19 protein-coding genes, 1 tRNA gene and 1 riboswitch are annotated in these 16,949 nt (G+C 69.3%); of the genes, 5 read left to right on the top strand and 15 right to left on the bottom strand.

From position 1 onward, the window contains the following. The first annotated feature begins 58 nt into the window (after positions 1–58). Positions 59–195, top strand: a riboswitch (cyclic di-AMP (ydaO/yuaA leader). Between the two features lie 75 nt (positions 196–270). Further along, positions 271–1,248: an NlpC/P60 family protein gene (locus ACOJTC_RS21710; protein ID WP_420118253.1), complete on the top strand. Its 978-nt coding sequence runs from the start codon at positions 271–273 to the stop codon at positions 1,246–1,248. Positions 1,249–1,297: 49 nt separating this feature from the next. Here ACOJTC_RS21710 and dcd read toward each other — a convergent pair whose 3' ends face one another. After that, positions 1,298–1,876, bottom strand: coding sequence for a dCTP deaminase (gene dcd / locus ACOJTC_RS21715; protein ID WP_204925586.1), 579 nt, complete (start codon positions 1,874–1,876; stop codon positions 1,298–1,300). 146 nt (positions 1,877–2,022) lie between these two features. Here dcd and ACOJTC_RS21720 point away from each other — a divergent pair, with 146 nt between their 5' ends. Continuing rightward, positions 2,023–2,577 carry a pyridoxamine 5'-phosphate oxidase family protein gene (locus ACOJTC_RS21720; protein WP_420118254.1) on the top strand — a complete coding sequence of 185 codons (555 nt, stop codon included), beginning with the start codon at positions 2,023–2,025 and terminating at the stop codon, positions 2,575–2,577. Between the two features lie 74 nt (positions 2,578–2,651). On the opposite strand, the gene ACOJTC_RS21725 is transcribed toward ACOJTC_RS21720, so the two are convergent. Next, positions 2,652–3,686: a zinc metalloprotease gene (locus tag ACOJTC_RS21725; protein WP_420118255.1), complete on the bottom strand. Its 1,035-nt coding sequence runs from the start codon at positions 3,684–3,686 to the stop codon at positions 2,652–2,654. Between the two features lie 233 nt (positions 3,687–3,919). On the opposite strand from ACOJTC_RS21725, the gene ACOJTC_RS21730 reads away from it, so the two are divergent. Then, positions 3,920–3,993: transfer RNA gene (locus ACOJTC_RS21730), tRNA-Gly, on the top strand. A gap of 90 nt (positions 3,994–4,083) precedes the next feature. Here the strand turns inward: ACOJTC_RS21730 and ACOJTC_RS21735 are convergent. The 12 genes from ACOJTC_RS21735 to ACOJTC_RS21790 all read right to left on the bottom strand — a co-directional run bounded on the left by ACOJTC_RS21735 (position 4,084) and on the right by ACOJTC_RS21790 (position 13,628). After that, positions 4,084–5,271, bottom strand: coding sequence for a tyrosine-type recombinase/integrase (locus ACOJTC_RS21735; RefSeq protein WP_420118256.1), 1,188 nt, complete (start codon positions 5,269–5,271; stop codon positions 4,084–4,086). Positions 5,272–5,273: 2 nt separating this feature from the next. Next, positions 5,274–5,531 (bottom strand): helix-turn-helix domain-containing protein, encoded by a 258-nt coding sequence (locus tag ACOJTC_RS21740; protein ID WP_420118257.1) that lies wholly within the window; start codon positions 5,529–5,531, stop codon positions 5,274–5,276. A gap of 246 nt (positions 5,532–5,777) precedes the next feature. Further along, entirely contained in the window at positions 5,778–6,890 is a 1,113-nt protein-coding gene (locus tag ACOJTC_RS21745) for an AAA family ATPase (protein ID WP_420118258.1), read from the bottom strand. After that, a complete protein-coding gene (locus ACOJTC_RS21750) occupies positions 6,887–7,645 on the bottom strand; it encodes a DUF6884 domain-containing protein (RefSeq protein WP_420118259.1) in 759 nt (252 codons plus the stop codon). The genes ACOJTC_RS21745 and ACOJTC_RS21750 overlap by 4 nt, the downstream gene beginning before the upstream one ends. Beyond that, entirely contained in the window at positions 7,642–8,817 is a 1,176-nt protein-coding gene (locus tag ACOJTC_RS21755) for a bifunctional DNA primase/polymerase (protein WP_420118278.1), read from the bottom strand. The genes ACOJTC_RS21750 and ACOJTC_RS21755 overlap by 4 nt, the downstream gene beginning before the upstream one ends. Then, on the bottom strand, positions 8,814–9,185 hold the full coding sequence (locus tag ACOJTC_RS21760) for an RRQRL motif-containing zinc-binding protein (RefSeq protein WP_420118260.1): 372 nt from the start codon (positions 9,183–9,185) through the stop codon (positions 8,814–8,816). Before ACOJTC_RS21760 ends, ACOJTC_RS21755 begins: the two co-directional genes overlap by 4 nt. Next, complete coding sequence (locus ACOJTC_RS21765) at positions 9,185–9,529, bottom strand: hypothetical protein (protein WP_420118261.1); 345 nt, start codon at positions 9,527–9,529, stop codon at positions 9,185–9,187. Before ACOJTC_RS21765 ends, ACOJTC_RS21760 begins: the two co-directional genes overlap by 1 nt. After that, positions 9,529–9,801, bottom strand: coding sequence for a hypothetical protein (locus tag ACOJTC_RS21770; RefSeq protein WP_420118262.1), 273 nt, complete (start codon positions 9,799–9,801; stop codon positions 9,529–9,531). Before ACOJTC_RS21770 ends, ACOJTC_RS21765 begins: the two co-directional genes overlap by 1 nt. A gap of 135 nt (positions 9,802–9,936) precedes the next feature. Then, on the bottom strand, positions 9,937–12,072 hold the full coding sequence (locus ACOJTC_RS21775) for a cell division protein FtsK (RefSeq protein WP_420118263.1): 2,136 nt from the start codon (positions 12,070–12,072) through the stop codon (positions 9,937–9,939). A 17-nt stretch (positions 12,073–12,089) separates the two neighbouring features. After that, positions 12,090–12,533, bottom strand: coding sequence for a DUF3307 domain-containing protein (locus ACOJTC_RS21780; RefSeq protein WP_420118264.1), 444 nt, complete (start codon positions 12,531–12,533; stop codon positions 12,090–12,092). A 91-nt stretch (positions 12,534–12,624) separates the two neighbouring features. Continuing rightward, positions 12,625–13,383 carry a DUF2637 domain-containing protein gene (locus ACOJTC_RS21785; protein WP_420118265.1) on the bottom strand — a complete coding sequence of 253 codons (759 nt, stop codon included), beginning with the start codon at positions 13,381–13,383 and terminating at the stop codon, positions 12,625–12,627. Further along, on the bottom strand, positions 13,383–13,628 hold the full coding sequence (locus ACOJTC_RS21790; RefSeq protein WP_420118266.1) for a DUF6284 family protein: 246 nt from the start codon (positions 13,626–13,628) through the stop codon (positions 13,383–13,385). Before ACOJTC_RS21790 ends, ACOJTC_RS21785 begins: the two co-directional genes overlap by 1 nt. Positions 13,629–13,848: 220 nt before the next feature. On the opposite strand from ACOJTC_RS21790, the gene ACOJTC_RS21795 reads away from it, so the two are divergent. Both ACOJTC_RS21795 and ACOJTC_RS21800 read left to right on the top strand, forming a co-directional pair. Then, positions 13,849–14,703 (top strand): GntR family transcriptional regulator, encoded by an 855-nt coding sequence (locus tag ACOJTC_RS21795; protein ID WP_420118267.1) that lies wholly within the window; start codon positions 13,849–13,851, stop codon positions 14,701–14,703. Next, positions 14,700–15,275: a kinase gene (locus ACOJTC_RS21800; protein ID WP_420118268.1), complete on the top strand. Its 576-nt coding sequence runs from the start codon at positions 14,700–14,702 to the stop codon at positions 15,273–15,275. The genes ACOJTC_RS21795 and ACOJTC_RS21800 overlap by 4 nt, the downstream gene beginning before the upstream one ends. A gap of 122 nt (positions 15,276–15,397) precedes the next feature. Here ACOJTC_RS21800 and ACOJTC_RS21805 read toward each other — a convergent pair whose 3' ends face one another. Beyond that, on the bottom strand, positions 15,398–16,333 hold the full coding sequence (locus ACOJTC_RS21805) for a hypothetical protein (RefSeq protein WP_420118269.1): 936 nt from the start codon (positions 16,331–16,333) through the stop codon (positions 15,398–15,400). Positions 16,334–16,949 lie beyond the last annotated feature (616 nt).

A 16,949-nucleotide genomic window follows, 5' to 3' on the forward strand; every position in this document is an offset into this window, starting at 1 on the left:
TCCTCGTCGGGGCCGGCGAAGCGGGGTGCCAGCAGCTCCGCCCAGCCCGGGCGGTAACGGACCGACACCGCCGAGTCGTTTCCGAACGAACCGGGGACCCACGTCCCTCGGGGTGAATCCGCAGCCACTGCGGTAGGGCGCCGACTTCCCGCCCGAACCCGTCAGCTAACCCGGTAGGCGGTCGAGGAAGAAGGAGCCCGGAGCCCGGTGGCACACCATGCCCCGCGGCCACCGTCGCAACGGACGACCCAGGTCGCCCGGAACACGACGGTGCCGCGCCCACGCTGGTCCCGCTTCACCACCAGCCTCGCCACCCTGGCCGCCGCCGCGGTCGTACTGACAGGTGGCCCCACGGCAGCGCACGCCGACCCCTCGGTCGCCGAGATCGAGCGACAGATCGACCAGGACTGGAACAAGCTCGAACCGCTCATCGAACAGCACAACGCCACCCGCATCGACCTCGCCGCCAAGCGCCGGCAGGCCGACGCGCTCGGCAAGCGGATCGCCCCCCTGCAACGCCGCGTCGACCAGGCGATGAACCAGGTCAGCGGCCTCGCCGTGCAGGCGTACAAGGGCGAGAACGTGTCCACCGTCAACGCCCTGCTGGGCAGCCGAAGCCCGAGCCAGGTGGTCGAACAGTTGGGGCTGCTGGACCGGTTCGCCAGCCGCCAGCAGCGCGAGGTGCGGGAGGTCGCCCAGCTCCGCGACGAACTCGCCGCGACCAAGGCGCCGTTGGACGAGATGGTCGCCCAGCTCACCCGTACCGAAGCACAGCTCGCGGCCCGCAAGAAGCAGATCAACACCGAGATCGACCGGTTGCAGAAGCTGCGGCTGACGGTCTACGGCAACGGCGGTGGTGGCAAGCTGCGCCCGGCCCCGTGCCCCGCCGGCTACCCCGGTGGCCCGGCCGGTACGGCGGTCAAGTTCGCCTGCGCCCAGATCGGCAAGCTGTACGTGTGGGGCGCGGCCGGCCCGAACAACTACGACTGTTCCGGGCTGACCATGGCCGCCTGGGCGAAGGCCGGGGTGTCGTTGCCACACAACGCCCGGCAGCAGCGCCAGGTCACCGACCGGGTGAGCCGGGCCGACCTGCGCCCCGGCGACCTGGTCTTCTACTACTCCGACCTGCACCACGTCGGGATGTACGTCGGCGGCGGCTGGGTCGTGCACGCCTCCCAGGCCGGCAAACCGATCACGATGAAGCGGGTCGACGACGGGCCGGTCAACAGCTACGGCCGACCCGGCTGAGCCACCGTGTCCGGGCCCCGGACCCGGGGCCCGGACACGGCACGCCGCGTCAGCCGATGGGCCAGGTGCGCCAGTTCTGCCAGGAGCGGCTGGGCGTCGGCCCACGCTGGCCCTGGTAGCGCGATCCGTACACCGCGGAGCCGTACGGGTGCTCGGCCGGCGAGGAGAGCCGGAAGATGCAGAGCTGGCCGATCTTCATGCCCGGCCAGAGGGTGATGGGCAGGTTGGCCACGTTCGACAGCTCCAGCGTGACGTGGCCGGAGAAACCCGGGTCGATGAAACCGGCGGTCGAGTGGGTGAGCAGCCCCAGCCGGCCGAGGCTCGACTTGCCCTCCAGCCGGCCGGCGAGCTGGTCGCCGAGCGAGATGACCTCGAGCGTGGAGGCGAGCACGAACTCGCCCGGGTGCAGCACGAACGGTTCGCCCGCCGGCACCTCAACCATCGACGTCAGGTCGTCCTGCTGCATCGCCGGGTCGATGTGGGTGTAGAGGTGGTTGTTGAACACCCGGAACAGCTTGTCGAGGCGCACGTCGATGCTGGAGGGCTGCACCAGACTCGGTTCGAACGGCTCCAGCGCCAGCGCGCCCGCCTTGATCTCGGAGACGAGGTCCCGGTCGGAGAGCAGCATCGGGACACCATATCCAGCGCCCCGGCCGGACCCGCCCACCGGGCCGCCCCACCGGCCGGCGTCGTCGCTGGCGCCGAGGCGTACGTCGGGCCGTTCGACCTGCGTGTCGGACTGATTTTAGAACGCCTGTTCGATAGGATGACCGCATGGCATCCTGGTCCGCATTCGCCGCCGACGAGCCCCGCCTCGCCGACGGGATCCGCCTTCTCCTCCAGCAGTACGGGTCGGGTTTCGGCTACCTGGCCACCGTCCGCGCCGACGGCGGTCCCCGGGTGCACCCGGTCTGCCCGCTGGTCACCGACGGCGGGTTGTTCTGCTTCGTCGTCGACTCGCCCAAGCGGCGTGACCTCGAACGCGACGGCCGCTACGCGCTCCACTCGTTCCCGCCGGAGGAGAGCGACGACGAGGCGTACGTCGCCGGTCGCGCCGAGCCGGTGACCGATCCGGCCCGGGTGGCGCTGGTGGCCGAGATCGGTCGGGCCGCGCCCCAGGTCGACTGGCGGCTCTTCGAGTTCAGTGTCGACGTCGCCATGCTCACCCGGCGCGAGCACGGCGGCCCGTTCGGCGGCGACGCCGGGCATCCCGCCGTGCAGGTCTGGCTCGACCCGGTTCCCGGTCGGCACGGTGTCGCCGGCCTGCCCGACCAGCGACCGTCCCGGCGCGGCCGGCACGGGTTCGACACCCGCCGCACCGCCGCCTGACCCCGGAAACGACGGTGCCGGCCCCGTCCCCAAGGGACGGAGCCGGCACCTGACGCTGTGCCGTGCCAGCCGGGTCAGGCCGACGCGCGGTACGCGCTCCAGGCGTTCACCATGCGGCTCGCCTGCCCAGCGGTGAACTGGTACATGCACGAGTCGTAGGTGTAGTCCATGAAGTTGGTGATCGGGTCCTTGCCGGTCGCGGTGCAGGTGTCCCGACCGGTCGGGCACTGGTAGGCCGGCTCACGCTCGGCCGGGGTGTCCGAGACGCCGTCGCCCGAGCCCGAGCAGCCACCCTGGAAGGTGTGGTAGAGGTTCAGCCAGTGGCCGACCTCGTGGGTGCCGGTGTCGCCCAGGTTGTAGTTGGTGGCGGTGCCGTTCGGCAGCGACTCGCCGAGCACCACGACGCCGTCCATCACGTCCAGGGTGCGCTTGGGGAACGTCGCCCAGCCGAGCAGGTCGTCGCTCAGCTCACCCAGGTACATGTTGAGGGTGTTCTTGCCGCCGGTGCGCAGCTGGGTCTTCATCGCCCGCTCGGCGGAGGAACCCTGCACGATCGGGTACCACGACGCGTTGGTGACCCGGTTGATCTTCTGGAGCTGGAAGGTGAAACCCGTGGCGGCCCCACCGGTCGCACCGCTGTACGCCTGGTTGAGCACGCTGATCTGCGAGTTGATCATCGAGTCGGGGATGTTGCCCCCGGCCCGGGTGCTGTCCCGCTGGATGACGTGCACGACGACCGGGACGCTGATCGGGGCCAGTGCCACCGTCGTGCCCTCGGTCGAGCCGCTGCGGTGGCTGGACTTCGACCGCAGGGCGCTGTTGCGCAGGGCGAGGGCGAAGTCCGCCTCCCGCTCCTGGACCTGCTGGGCGGTCAGCGCGTTCGGGTCGTGCCGCTTGTGGGCGGCCTTGCTGCCGCCACGGACACGGGCGTCGGAGTGGACGTCCGCGTGGGCGTCGGCTGGCTCCGCGCAGGACGTGTTGTCGGGGGCTGCGGAGTACGCGGAAGCCGCAGGTACGACGCCCACCGCAGCGGTGCTCAGCAGCAGCGCGAAGGTCGTCGACGCGACACCGGCGGCACGCCGGGTCAGCAGGTTGGGACGCAGTCCCATGGGCCCACCTCTTTCTGGCGGCGCGACAGGGGGTATGTCGCACCGAGGTCGTGAACGTGGGGGTGACGTTACAACTGATCGACACGTTTGAGAACGTCCCCAAGCTGCTTGTGTGAAACATCTGACCGTTTCTTTTGCACCCTTCGTGTTCCGGTGGTCACGACCGGTGTCGACGACGCGCGGGGGTGCCCGGGTGCGCGGGTGTGGTCACCTCAGGTACAGTGGTGCCGCTTGCGGGTGTAGTTCAATGGCAGAACATCAGCTTCCCAAGCTGACAGTGCGGGTTCGATTCCCGTCACCCGCTCCACGCACGGAAGCCCTGATCAGGACACACGTCCCGTCAGGGCTTCCGTGGTTCTAGAGCATGCTGAAACAGCAACGGGCCATTAGCGGGCCATTAGCTCGCCTCGGCGGCCGGTCCGTCGCCCTCGGCAACCCGCTTGACCTTGCGCTTGCTCGGCTTGCGCCGGGCTGCCTTGACGGCCTTGTCGATCGCCTCGGCGATGCCCTGGTCGGCCTCCCGGTTGGCGTGCTGATAGATGAGCGCGGCACGCGGGCTGTCGTGCCCCATCCGCGCCATGATGTCGCGCAGGCTCGCCCCTGGTGCCCGCGACGCGAGGGTGTTGCCGGTGTGCCGCAGGTCGTGGAAGTGCAGCCCGGCCGCGCCGATCGCCGCTACCGCCTCGGGCCACTTGACCAGCTTGTTGAAGTTGCCGCGCCAGAGGTTCCGGCCGCTCTCCCCGGTGAACACGAACGCCTCGGGTGCCTCGCCGACGTGGCTGCCCATGTGCTGTTTCAGCACAGGTAGCGCCGCCTTGGGTAGTGCGACGGTTCGCACACCTGCCCGCGACTTGGGCGGGCCGAGAATCAGGCCGGTTCCCCGGTGCTCGACGAACGCCTGTCGCACGCGCACCGTGCCGGCCGACAGGTCGACGTCGCAGCGTTGCAGGGCGACCGCCTCGCCCCACCGCAGGCATCCGAACGTCGTGACCAGGATCAGCGCCCGGAAGCGCTCCGGCATCCGCTCGGCCAGCTCGAAGAGCTGCGGGACGGTGAGGACCGGCCGCTCTGCTGCCTTCTCCTGGTCGGCACCGACGATCCGGCACGGGTTGACCCTGATCAGTTCGTCTTCCTTGACGGCGGTCATCAGGACCGCGCGTAGCAGCCGGTATGCCTTGGCGGCCATGGTCACCGACACGCCCTCGGCCAGCAGCAGTGCCCGCCACTCGCGGACCATGGGCGTGTCGATCCGGTTGAGCGGCATGTCGCCGAGGTGCGGCGTGATGTGCCTGCCGAGGGTCCAGCGGTACAGGTGCACGGTCCGGGGCCGCAGGTTCGGCCGCTCGGCGATCCACCGCTCGGCGTAGTCTCGTAGCCGGATCTTGCCGCGCTCAGGGTCGATCCACTCGCCCCGCATCATCTGAGCCTCGACCAGCGACAGGTACTTCTCGGCCTCGGACTTGCGAGCGAACGTCTGCGGAGCGGAGCGCATCCGCCCGTCCGGGCCGGGATAGCGAGCCTGGTAGCGGCCGGACTCCCGCTTGCGGATGTTGCCGAATCGGCGGTGTCCCTCTTGGTTTGCCATGATCAGGCGACACTCCTCAATCCGCGCCAAACGGTCTCTGCGGTCATGGGCTCGACTCGTCCGGCTTGGACGACGGTGGCTAGGTCGGCGGGGTCGATCCGGATCGACCGGCCGAGACGGTGGAATGCGATCTGCCGCTCGGCAACAGCTCGGCGGACGTAGCGCGCGCTCATGCCGATGCGGCTTGCGGCCTCTTCGATGGTCAGCAACTCGGCGGGCAGTTCCAGTACTGGCGTGTGGCGGGTGGTCCGCTTGGCCATCGGGCGTGTCCCTTCCGGGCGGTGCGGGATGTATCGGGGTAGTGCGACAAGGAGTTGAGAGCACCGGTAGCGGCCGTTCCGGCGATGGGGGCGATCCGGTGAGGCGTGGCGGGCCGCGTCGACAGAGAGCCGTGCAGCGGCCCGCTGAGAGCCGCGCTGAGCCAAGATTCCGGCCGCCCTGGTGTCTTGGTGTGCCTCTGTGCTGAAACAGCCGCATAGCTCCCTGTTGCAGCATGTTCGGGGAGATCACTGCCAGAGTCCGGCTGTCCCCCTGCTGTCCCCCTCGTTTTCGCTGCTCAGAGCGGGTTGGGGGACACCGGGGACAGGAGGGACACCCGGGACTCGGTATCGGCCGCCGGTGTCGGCGGCGAGTTGCCCGTCGGCGAGCATCCGCTGACAGGTGCGCTTGACGTTGTCGTAGGCGAGTCCGACCCCATCGGCGATCACCTTGGGGGTGCTGCCGGGTGCGGTCCGCAGGAACCGCAGGATCGTCGCGCGGGTCTCGCCGACCTGGTGATCCTCGGCCGGTCCGTCGAGCATCTGCCAGGCACCGGCGGCGGGGTCGAACGTGAGGGCGTACTCGTTCTCGTCGACGTCGCGGCCGGTCACGTGCAGCACGCCGTCACCCTGGTTACGCGCCCGCTTGAGTACGAGGGTGGCGTCGGCGGCACCGGCGAGTCCGTTGGTCCCCGAGACCTCGGTGAGGAAATCGTCGGATCCGGCCTTACGCACGTGGTGGACCAGGACGAACGCGACGCCGTAGTCGTCGGCGACCTTCTTCGCCCGGCCGACAGCGGCGTAGTCGGCATCGTAGGCGGACGCGCCGGGGGCGGAGTGGCCGCGCAGCTTGGCGAACACGTCGATGATGACCATGCGGGCGTTCGGGTTGCGGTCCAGCCACGCGGCGATGGCCTGGTCGCCACCCTGCGGCAGCGGCGGACACTCGGTGGCGAGGGTGAGTCCGGCCGGGGCCTTGCGCTGGCCGAGAACCTTCCCGAGCCGGTTTTGCAGGCGGCGGGCGGTGTCTTCCAGGGCGAGGTACAGCACCGGGCCGGGCTCGACCGGGATCGCGCCGAACGCCTTGCCGCCGAGGGCGACGTCGAGCCCGAGGCCGAGCGACATCCACGACTTGCCGACCTTCGGCGGGCCGCAGAGCAGGTTCACGCCCTCGGACAGCACACCAGGCACGGCCCACTTCGGCGGGGCGAACTCCATCGCCATGATGTCGGCGGCAGTCCACGACGTGCGGATCCGAGCGGGCCGCGCCTGCGCGGGCGATAGAACCTCGGCGGCGTCCTCCGGCCCAGCGACGTGCAGTCTCGGGCGGTCCGGCCGTTCGGCCGGGATCGGACCAGTCATGCCGCGCTCCTGTCCGCGCCGATGCCCGGCGCAACTTGGGTTGTCGTGCCGCGCGCCAGCTCGGCGAGGGCGGCCATCTGCGGGCCGATGCCCCGCGCGTTGTCGAGCGGCCGCGCGGCGTGCGGCCAGATCGCGGAAACGGCGTCGGCGTAGTCGCGACCGGCGAGCACCGTGACGGTGCCGGCCGAGTCGATGCCGAGGCGGCGGGCCTGTGCCCGCAGGATCGGCACGGTGACTGCGCCGGTCTGGCCCATGCGCAGCTCGTAGGGCTCGATCCAGGTGTCCGGGGTGATCAGCCCGTAGCGGGCGGACAGAATGAGCAGTCGACCGCCGAGACGGTCGGCGGCCCGTCGACATGCCTGGTGGTAGCTGCCGGTGTACATGCGCCCAGCCGGTGCGGGACGGTCCAGCTTGGCTCCCCCGCAACCGACGATGACCAGCGTCTCGGCGCGGCTGAGCAACGTCTGACGCATCCGGGTGTTTACCGGGTCGGCGTAAGCCTTGCTGGCGGCCTGTCGGGTGATGCCGAGCGGACGGGCCACGTCGGCGTAGGACCAGCCCTCGTTGAGGACCAGGTCGACGGCCAGCCACTCGCGCGCCTCACGGGCAGCGGCCTCCATGCGGGCGATCGCGGCCAGTGCCTCGGACGGCGTGCGCGCGGCGGTCAGGTCGGCCATGTGCGCGGCGAGGTGCCCGGTCGCGGTGTCGAGCTGGGGCAGCATGTGACAACCGTGGTTGTCGCTGGGCCGGTTCATGCGGCGACCGTCCGGGGGCGGTGGGCACCGGCGGCGAGGCCGGAGCGGATCGTGCGCAGCGTTTCGAACCGGGTGAGGCCGATCGACAGTGCTGCCTGTTCCAGCAGCGCGGCGGCCTGGTCGACGGGCAGTGCTCCCCCGGCGGCGAGCTGGCCGAGGGCGACCGCGGAGACGTAGAGCGTGTGGTTGCGCTCGCCCTCGGCGGCGCGTCGGAGGTGGTCGAGCTGCCTGTTGATCGCGGCGTCCAGGTAGGCGCCGGCCCGGCCGGTCGGCAGGTCGACGGCGACCGGGCGTTGCGGCGGCAGGGGTGCGGGTGCGAGGCGTTCGGCGAGCCAGTCGGGAAGGTCGGCGACCGGCAGGTCACGGGCGACCGCGTAGGGGCGGCCCGCGACGGTGCTCCCGGCCGCGACGACGTAGCCACCGTGAGCGCGGGTGTCGACCAGCCAGCCGAGACCGTTGCCGCGCTCCCCGGCCGTGTTGCGCAGCGCCGGCCCGGCGGCCGGGTGTCGGAAGTACAGGTGTGTGCCGCCCCGCCCGGTGGTCACGGTGTAGGTGCCGTCGGGCACCGGCTGTCCGGCGGCCTCGCACAGCGCGGCGAGCACGTCGACGCCGTTTGTCGCGGCCGGGTACGGGCAACCGGGCGGCGGGACCTGGTCGGGCTTGCGGATGTCCAGGTCGACGACGACCAGTCCGGACGGGCCGCAGGCGATGCCGACGCCGTACGGGGTCTCGGCCCAGCCGCGCCGGATCCGGTCGGGGTCGACGGTGGCGCGGGCTTCCCAGCCGGTGTGCCCGTTGCGGCAGCGCGGGTCTCGGGCGGTGCAGTCGGCGGCCTGGTGGTCGGGGAAGGCCGGCCGCTTGTCGTTGGGCCGTAGGGGGAAGACGTGCCAGCCACGCGCGGCGGCGGCGAGAGCCACGTCGCGCAGGGATTCGTTGTCGGGCATGGGTTTCGGCCTCCTGATGTCGGGTGCTGACGGGTGTTCGCGCTGGTAGTTCTCGGCGGCACAGGCGGCGCAGTAGCGGGCCTTCTCCCACCGGGCGACCTGCAACGGCTGACCGGACACGGTGTCTTCGGCGGCGACGGTGCGGTCGCAGATGTGCGGGTAGGGCAGGTCGGTCGGCACGAGGCGGCCGAGGGCTTTGCTCGCGCCGATCCAGTGCCCGCCGGTCATCGGCCCGGCCGCCCGTCGTGGCAGTCGAGGCATTCGCCGAGCGAGCGGGGGATGTAGTAGTCGCGCAGCTCCCGGCAGGTCGGGCAGATGCGGCGGGCACGCAGCGCGGCCGAGATCGCGCGCCGCTGTGCGGGGCTGGCGGTGCGCTTGGGCCGGGCGAGGTCGACCCGGTACAGGTACGCGGTCCGGGTGCCGCCGACGCCCCGCCAGAGGATCTGCGCGGCGACCGGCTGACCACCCGGCCGCAGGCCGCGCGCCCGGAGCTGCCTGCGGGTGGCGTAGCCGTCCGGCGCACCCTGCCACCAGAACGTAGGGATGTCGTGCCGCTCGGCGTCGGGATCCCAGTAGGCGGCCCGGATCCGCGACATCAGCCGGCCCTCCGGTCGAGCGCCGGCCGGTCGGCGGCCCGGCCGCGCAGGGCGGCGGGCCGGATCGCGGCGACGGCGGCCAGCAGCTCGCGGCACAGGTGCAGCACAAGGCCGAGTTGCCGCCGGGCGGTGTCCTCGGTCCGGGCGAGCGGGACGCGGATGCGGATCTCGGCGTAGTCGACGTCGGCGGCGCGGACGCGGGTGATGACGGCCCGGCCGCCGAGCGGCCCGTCGGCGATGATGTCGGGGGCCTGGTGCAGGGTCACTCCGCAGCGGTGATCGCGGGTGCACCAGGTGGTGTGCGGCGTCTCGGTCCGGGTGAACCGGGCCATGGTCCGGGCCATCAGCGGGTGCCCTTGCCGTGCATCTCGCGCAGGCTGTTGATGATGCGGCGGCCGATGCGCAGGCGGCGTCCGTCGCCGTGGCAGCGGCGGCAGAGGCCGAACGCGCGGCCGAACGGGCTACGGCGGGTGCCGGTGCCGGAGCACTTGCGGCAGGCTCCGAACGGCCAGAGCCAGCACCCGAGGGCGTAACACAGCGTGGCGATCACGGCGGCGAGGATCAGCACGCCGATCGTGGTGGTTTCGGGGGTCGCGGTCGCGGCGAGGGCAGGCACAGTGAGCCTCCAGAGGGCGTTTTTGGGCGTGAAGGGCTGGCGACGCAACCCGCGACCGGTCAATGTCTGCGCTGACCAGGCCGGTCGCGGGTTGAGTCGCGGTGACGCGACCGGTCGCGGGCGGGCCGCGACCGGTCAGGCGGCCTTGCGGCGGATGATCGCGGCGTCGATGTCGTCGGCCTTGGCTCCCTTGAGGGCCTTGCCGGACCGCTTGACGTCAACGCTGCGTACACCGAACGACCGGACCTGAGCCGAGATCGACTCGGCGGTCACGTCCGCGTACGCCTCGGGAAGCCGGTCGGCGAGGCGGGCCGCGATCTCTTCCCACTGCGCGCCGGTCTCGCCGCGCTCGATCACGCTGCGGACGTCGGCGAGCACGTCGCGGACCTGCCGGGCGACGTCCTCGCCGGCCGCCATGCCGGACAGCGTGCCGGCCGCCTCGCGCAGCTTCCGCGCGGCGATCAGGATCTTCTCCGCGTCGTCGGCGTCGGCGAGGTACGTCCGCACGGTCGGGGTGGCGTCCGACGCGCCGCGCAGGATGCCGACGCCCTTGTAGCTGGGCAGCAGCGTCGACGAGTCGTAGCCCTCGGAGTTCGCCCCCGCCCCCAACACCAGGTCGGAGACGTTCCACGAGCCGGTACGCAGGGAGAACCGCACCGGGTGGTTGTCGCGGAAGCTGATGAACTGGGTAGCGACCTGCCCGCCGCCCACGCCCGAGGGCCGTTGGGTGGCGTCGACGAACCCGACACCGGCCGCCGGGGCGACCTTGACCAGGTAGACCAGCAGAGACGCGATCTCCTTGCTGATGTCGCCGAGGTCGAAGTACTCCTGAAACTCGTCCAGCACGACCAGGCGTACCGGCATTCGGTACTTCGGGTCACGGGCGATCTCGCGGGTCAGCTTGCCCTCGGGGCAGATGTCGACCGGCAGCTTGGACAGCCGCTCGTACCGGTCCTGCACGTCGGCCTTGATCTCGCGCAGCGCTTCGAGCGCGATCTCGGCGGGGTCACCGTCGCGGGTCATCGCCAGCCCGAACGCGTACCGGTCGGCGACCAGCGAGAACTTGCGCCAGTCCGGCTTGCCGCCGCCGTCCAGGACCGTCAGCTTCACGTACGGGTCCAGCGCGGCGTACAGGGCCAGCGAGCGAGCGGCGAACGTCTTGCCCTGCCGGGGCTGTGCGCCGATCAGGATGCTGTTCCACATCAGGTCAACGGCGACCTTGTTGCCGCGCTCGTCCAGCCCGAACGGGGCAGGCTGCCAGATGTCGGTGGGCTTGCACCGCAGCAGCGGCGTGCGGCCTGCGCCTTGGGCGAGCGGGTCGCGGTCGGCGACCCACAGCGTGTGCCGTCGGTGCGACGACGGGTCGCGGGTGATGAACACCTGCGACACCGCGACGTCCAGGCCCGAGGCGATCGCGCCGCGCGCCTTGACCGCGTCGTCGAACGTCTTGCCGTACGGCAGATCGATCGACACCTGCGAACCGGTGCCCGAGGCGTCGCGGGCCATGGTCGAGCCGAACCCGATCTGCTGGTGGGCCTTGTCCGGGTGCCCGAGACCAGCGGCGTAGTAGGCGCGCAGGATGATGTCCGGGTTCACTCGGCGGAAGCGGCCCGACACGGTGGCCGGGGTGATGATGCGTCGGTCCTGCGGGCGGCCGATGTGCGCCAGGAACGCGACCAGCAAGCAGGCGGTCAGCACCAGCGCCCACACCGGGGCGACGGCGTAGAGCACCGGACCGCCGACGCACACCGCGACGGCCTCGGCGGCGAGCACGATGCCGCGCCACATGCGGGTGGCCTTGACCTCCCGGTGCAGCTTGAGCCACATCGCGGGGTCGTTGGCGTCGGCGGCGGCCTGCCGCAGCCCGTACTGCTCCGACACCCACCACCACTTGAGCTGCCGACCGATCAGCCGGAACGTGCCGACCCCGGCCCAGAACGTAGCGAGGGTGGCGTACTGAGGTGCGCGGACCGCGTGGAAGCCGGCACGGTAGCCGGTCAGGGCGGCGGCCTGCGCGAGGCTGTGCCGGATGTTCGGCCACGTCGACCAGTTGGCCGGCACGATCGGCCGCTTGCCCGAGGCGTCGACCGGCGGCGGCTCGACCGGCATCCCGCCGCGCTGCGGCGTCTCGTCGAGGTTCACCTCGAAGTGCGTGCCCGACTCGGCGGCGGCCCGGCGTGCCCGCTTGGCGTCCAGGTCGACCACCTCGGCGACGTCGGCCTCGGCGGCGGTCCAGTCGAAGTTCTCGGGGTTGGGGTTGGGCGTGTTCACGGCGTTGTCCTCCGGTCTCAGGCGGCGATCACGAGGGCGGCGACGAACAGGAACAGGTAGTGGAAGGACTGATCGAGGGCGTAGGAGCCGGTGCCGAGCGACGGGTTGTCGTCGCGGCCGGGACGCGGGATGCCGAGGGCGTAGAACTTCGTGGAGCCGCACAGGTCGGCGAGGCGCTTGAGCGGGGTGCGCCGGTCGGCGATGTAGTGCGTGACGGCGGAAATCGTGAGTCCGGCGGCGACGTTGCCGGGGCTGACGTCCAGGTCGGTCGACAGCGCGAGGGCGGCGAGGGCGACCAGCGCGGTCAGCGTGTAGGTGGTGACGTGCGCGGCGCAGGCAATGCGGCCGGGCCAGCCGGGGCGGCCCTTGCAGTCGGCCTGGTGCTGGGTCTGAATCCAGTGGTCGGGGGCCTGGTGAGCGACGAACAGGGCGACGAAGACAGCAGCGAACGTGGCAGTCATGATGGAGGTCTCTCCTGATGTCTGGTGACTGATGGGAGGGCCGGTGACGCGGCGCTTGCTTGGCGGCGGGTGGCCGCGTCACCGGGCAAAGTCAGGCAGCGGCGAGGGCGGGCGTTTCCGCAGGTACCGGGGCAGATGGTGACGCATCGGTGACGCGCAGGGCGGCGAGGTGACGCCGCGCGGTCGAGACCGAGACACCGGCCTTGGCGGCGATTTCCGAGACCGGCGCGTCGGGCATCTTGGCGGCGGCCTTGGCGACCTTCTCGGCCGACACCGGACGCGGCGTGACCCGCTTCGCAGGCGTCTTCTTGACTGGCGGAGCCGGGGCAGGCTCGGCGGGTTGCTCCGGACCCCAGATGTCCTCGTTGGTGTAGACCGGCTTTGACTCGACCAGGTCGGCGGGGGCCGGGGTCGGCTCGCTGACCGCTTCGGCCTCGGTCGCGGTTTCGGTGAGGGTGCGAATCCGGCCGCCGATCTCGACCAGGCTGATCGACGCGACCACGATCAGGCCATCCACGCTGAACGGCAGCAGGTAGGCCGACGAGTCAGCCTCGCCGTACCGGACGGCCACGCCGACCATGTGCCAGTACGACACCCACGCCGCGATACCCGCGATGACGGCAGTCGCGCCGAGCCGCACGGCGGACAGTGCGCCACGCCGGGCCGGAATCCGGGAGATCAGCTCGACCGCCAACAGCAGCGCCACCGGCGACCACGCGGAAATGGCCTGACTGATCCCGTTGTCGGCAGCGTGCAGCACGTTGCCCGCCAGCGACGCCGCGATCCCGAGGGCGAACACCGACCGGACACCCCACCCGATGCGCTTGAGACGCTTGAGGTCCTGAGCCATCACGCGACCGCCTTCCGAACGGCGGGACGCGCGACCAGCTCGGCAGCGACGCGGGTCACGCGGGCCTCGGCCCGGCGCAGTCGACGCCAGTCGAGCGGCGACGGGCCGCCCTCAGCGGTCAACAACCGGATCTCGGCGTCGACCAGGTCGATCTCGGCCTCGATCAGCGGCATCTCGTGCTCGATCGCGGCAAGGTCGGCGGCAGTAGGACCTTGGAGATCGGACGGCAAGTGCTTCCTGTGCATCGGTGGATTCCTCTGCTGCTAGGTGCGCGGCCCAGTAGGGCCGGTCCGCCCTGCTGGGCTGTGACCTACGCAACCTAACAACTGATATGACACCAGGTCAACTGTTAGGGTCAAAGTCGGCTGTGACCAGGCAGAACGCCCGACGGCGGCCTACCATCTGGTAGGCCGCTGGTAGGCTTTTCAGGTTCCCCGGCTGCCGTGAGATGCGAGGTCCCGAGACATGACGTCCCCTGAACCCCGGCTGTCTAGGTCGGAAGCGCTACATCTGCAAGTAGCCCGCAAGCTGCGGAACGACATCGGGGCCGGAATACTCCGGGACGGGGAAACGCTGCCATCTACCCGAGAGCTGGCCAAGCAATGGGATGTAAGCGTCTTCACCATTACCGAGGCAATGCGACTCTTGGCCGATGAAGGATTGGTAGTCAGCAAGTCCAGGTCTAAGCGTGTAGTGCACGCGCCAGACCAAGCTCGCCGTAATGAGATACGGCTGCCGCAGCCGCAGGTAATCTTCGTGGGCGGCTATGCCGGGAGCGGCAAGACAGAGCTAGGTCGAATTCTTGCCAAGGAAACGGGTTGGCCGATGCTCGATAAGGACACGCTGACTCGACCAGTCGTCGAGGCTGCGTTAGAAATCCTCGGGCTGTCGCCGAATGACCGCGAATCCGAGAGGTATCTGACGCTGATCCGGCCTAGAGAGTACGAATCACTGATGGCTGCCGCGCTAGAGAATGTCGGCTGTGGGAGTAGTGCCATCGTGACCGCCCCGTTCATCCGTGAGTTCAACGATGCATCTTGGATCACCCGAACCCGAGCCATGTTTACCGGCCTCAAGGCCGTTACTACGCTGGTGTGGGTTTACTGCGATGCTGACTCGATGAACGGCTACATCAGGCAGCGGGGCGCAGCGAGAGACGGAGCAAAGCTTGCCGACTGGCCGGGCTACGTCGCCAGCATCAACCTTGACTTTCGACCCTCGGCCCCTCACGTAGTCGTCAATAACTGCACATCAGGCGAGCCGTTGCAGAGTCAAGCCGCAGAACTGCTTAAGACCGTCCTCGGTGGAGAACAGCCATGATGGGTGTAATCCTCTATGGCCCGCCTGCCGCAGGAAAAGACACCGTTACCCAAGAATTGGTAAAACTGGGAAACGACTACGCGCCCTTTCGTCGAATCAAGGTGGGGCGTGGTCGGACAGATGGATATCGGATGGGGACAGATGCCGACATTGAACGCCTGCGCGCGAGTGGTGACATCCTTTGGGAAAACGAGCGTTACGGGTCAACGTACGTAGTTGACTATTCGGCTCTGGTCACCGAGCTTTCGCTGCGGATTCCTGTACTGCATTTAGGGCAGCCGGATGGCATAACCGCCGTACGAAGCGCTTTCCCGCCCAGCTCATGGGTTGTTGTCTACATTTGGTCTTCTCGAAGTGTCGCAGCAGCTCGCATCAAGGCGCGGCAAACCGGCGACACGGCGGAGCGGCTCGCTGCCTGGGACGCTACCCCGCCGGTAGACGCAGATGTTGAGATCAACACCGGCGAACTGTCCGCGAAGCAAGCCGCTCAGCGTATCGATGAGGCGGTCCGGCTGCGCTGCACACTGTCCCCGGTGTCCCCGGTGTCCCCGCTGTCTCCCGAGGGTGATTGAGCTGCGAAAACACGGGGGACAGGGGCACCGCCCTGGTGTCCCCCGTGTACCCCTGAACGAAGTGGCTGCGGAATCTGGGGACAAGGCTGTCAAGTTCTTTCGAACCCTAGAGCACTAAGGTGTCAGCCGAACACCCCATTGATCGCCAGGTCGGTAACCGCTTGGACAGCGCTGCTAGAAGCCAAGGTCAACCCCGCAACGCCAGCCTTTTCAACAGCAGCGCGAAGCTTGCCTGCCTTCTTCACCACTTCGCCGGTGTCTGGCTCGGTACCCCCCACTGCGGCTTGCAGCTCGGCCACAGCGTCGAGAACCTCGGTGCGATGCGACTCCGAGACTTCGGCTGCTGCCTCCCTGACCTTATCGAGCAGCCGGATGGCGTCCTCGACAGTCAGGCCTTCCGAGGTTGCCGTCGCCTTCGCGCCGATAGCGACCGGGCCATTAGTGTTCTGAATATTCGTGGTGTAGATATCGCCCATGTGATGGCTCACTGCGGCGTCAACCTGGCCTTTCTTGGGTAGTTCAGACAGAGGTGTATCGGCAGTCAGGTCTGCAACGACGTCCACGAGATTGGTACGAATCTGACCGAGAATACCCGCAATCACCGAACCGGTCATTCTGTAGGACAAATTGATGATCTGCTGAAATTCGTCGAGCTGGGCATTCCAAATGTTTAACGCCATCGCCAGGCCATGTGACCCGAAAGACAACTGTTCCTGCTTAGCTAGCTGTTCCAACTCCTCGATCGGCTGCTTGAGCTGAAGCTCATCAGGGACGTACTGCCAAGACTCTTGAGGGAGTTGAAGCCGACTAATGAGCTGATTTTTGGCCCACAGGTTGCCGCTTATCGAGTCCATAGACATGGGAGGGCTCGAAATCTTGCGGTACTTCGGAACTTCGTCGTCCTTCCCGTACCCGTTGAGTTCGCTGCGTGCCCACGCTCGCAGCGTGTCAGAGCCGGTTTCCGCGCCGAGCATCAGGCAAGCTCGGAGCAGTCCGGCAAGTGGCTCTGACTCATCCAGCAGGCGCTCACGCAGCGAGCGGAGCAACGTGTCGGTCATGGAGCTAAGGCTATAGGCGGGGTGCGACACCGTGCCCATCGCGTCGGAGGCACCAGGGGCGAGTCTGCGCGACATCTGGCGCGGATGGGGCACGACAGCCCGCGTGCCGCGCTGATCTACCAACACGCGCCGACCGGCTGCCGGCCATTAGCGGGCCATTGCAGCGGGTCATGTGAGGTCACTCCAGGCCATCCGATCCCTCACCGAGCTGCTCACCAGAGCAATCGCTAGGACCTCTTGTGCGGTTCCCAAGCTGACAGTGCGGGTTCGATTCCCGTCACCCGCTCCACGCACGAAGGCCCTGGTCAGGACGTGAGTCCCGAGCCAGGGCATTCGTGTTTCCCGGTCCGCGATCACGCCGTGTGCCATTCACGTGCCATTAGCGCTGCTCGCCGTCGGTTTCGTCCGGTCGGCCGGCCGCTTCTTGCCCTTCTTCCCGGCCTTGTCCTTCGACTTGCCCGAGTCGCCGGCCGTACCCGCCGGCCTAGCGCGTCGGCTCCGTACCGCCCTGGTCGCCCGCGCCGAACAGCGAACCGCCTACGCCGAGCACGGTGAGGAACGCAGGTATCCAAGCCAGCGGCTTCGCAGGACCGGTCGTTCCAGGTGTGGCAGCGGT

It is taken from the genome of Micromonospora sp. (genome assembly GCF_048594385.1).
Classification (GTDB): Bacteria; Actinomycetota; Actinomycetes; order Mycobacteriales; family Micromonosporaceae; genus Micromonospora; species Micromonospora wenchangensis.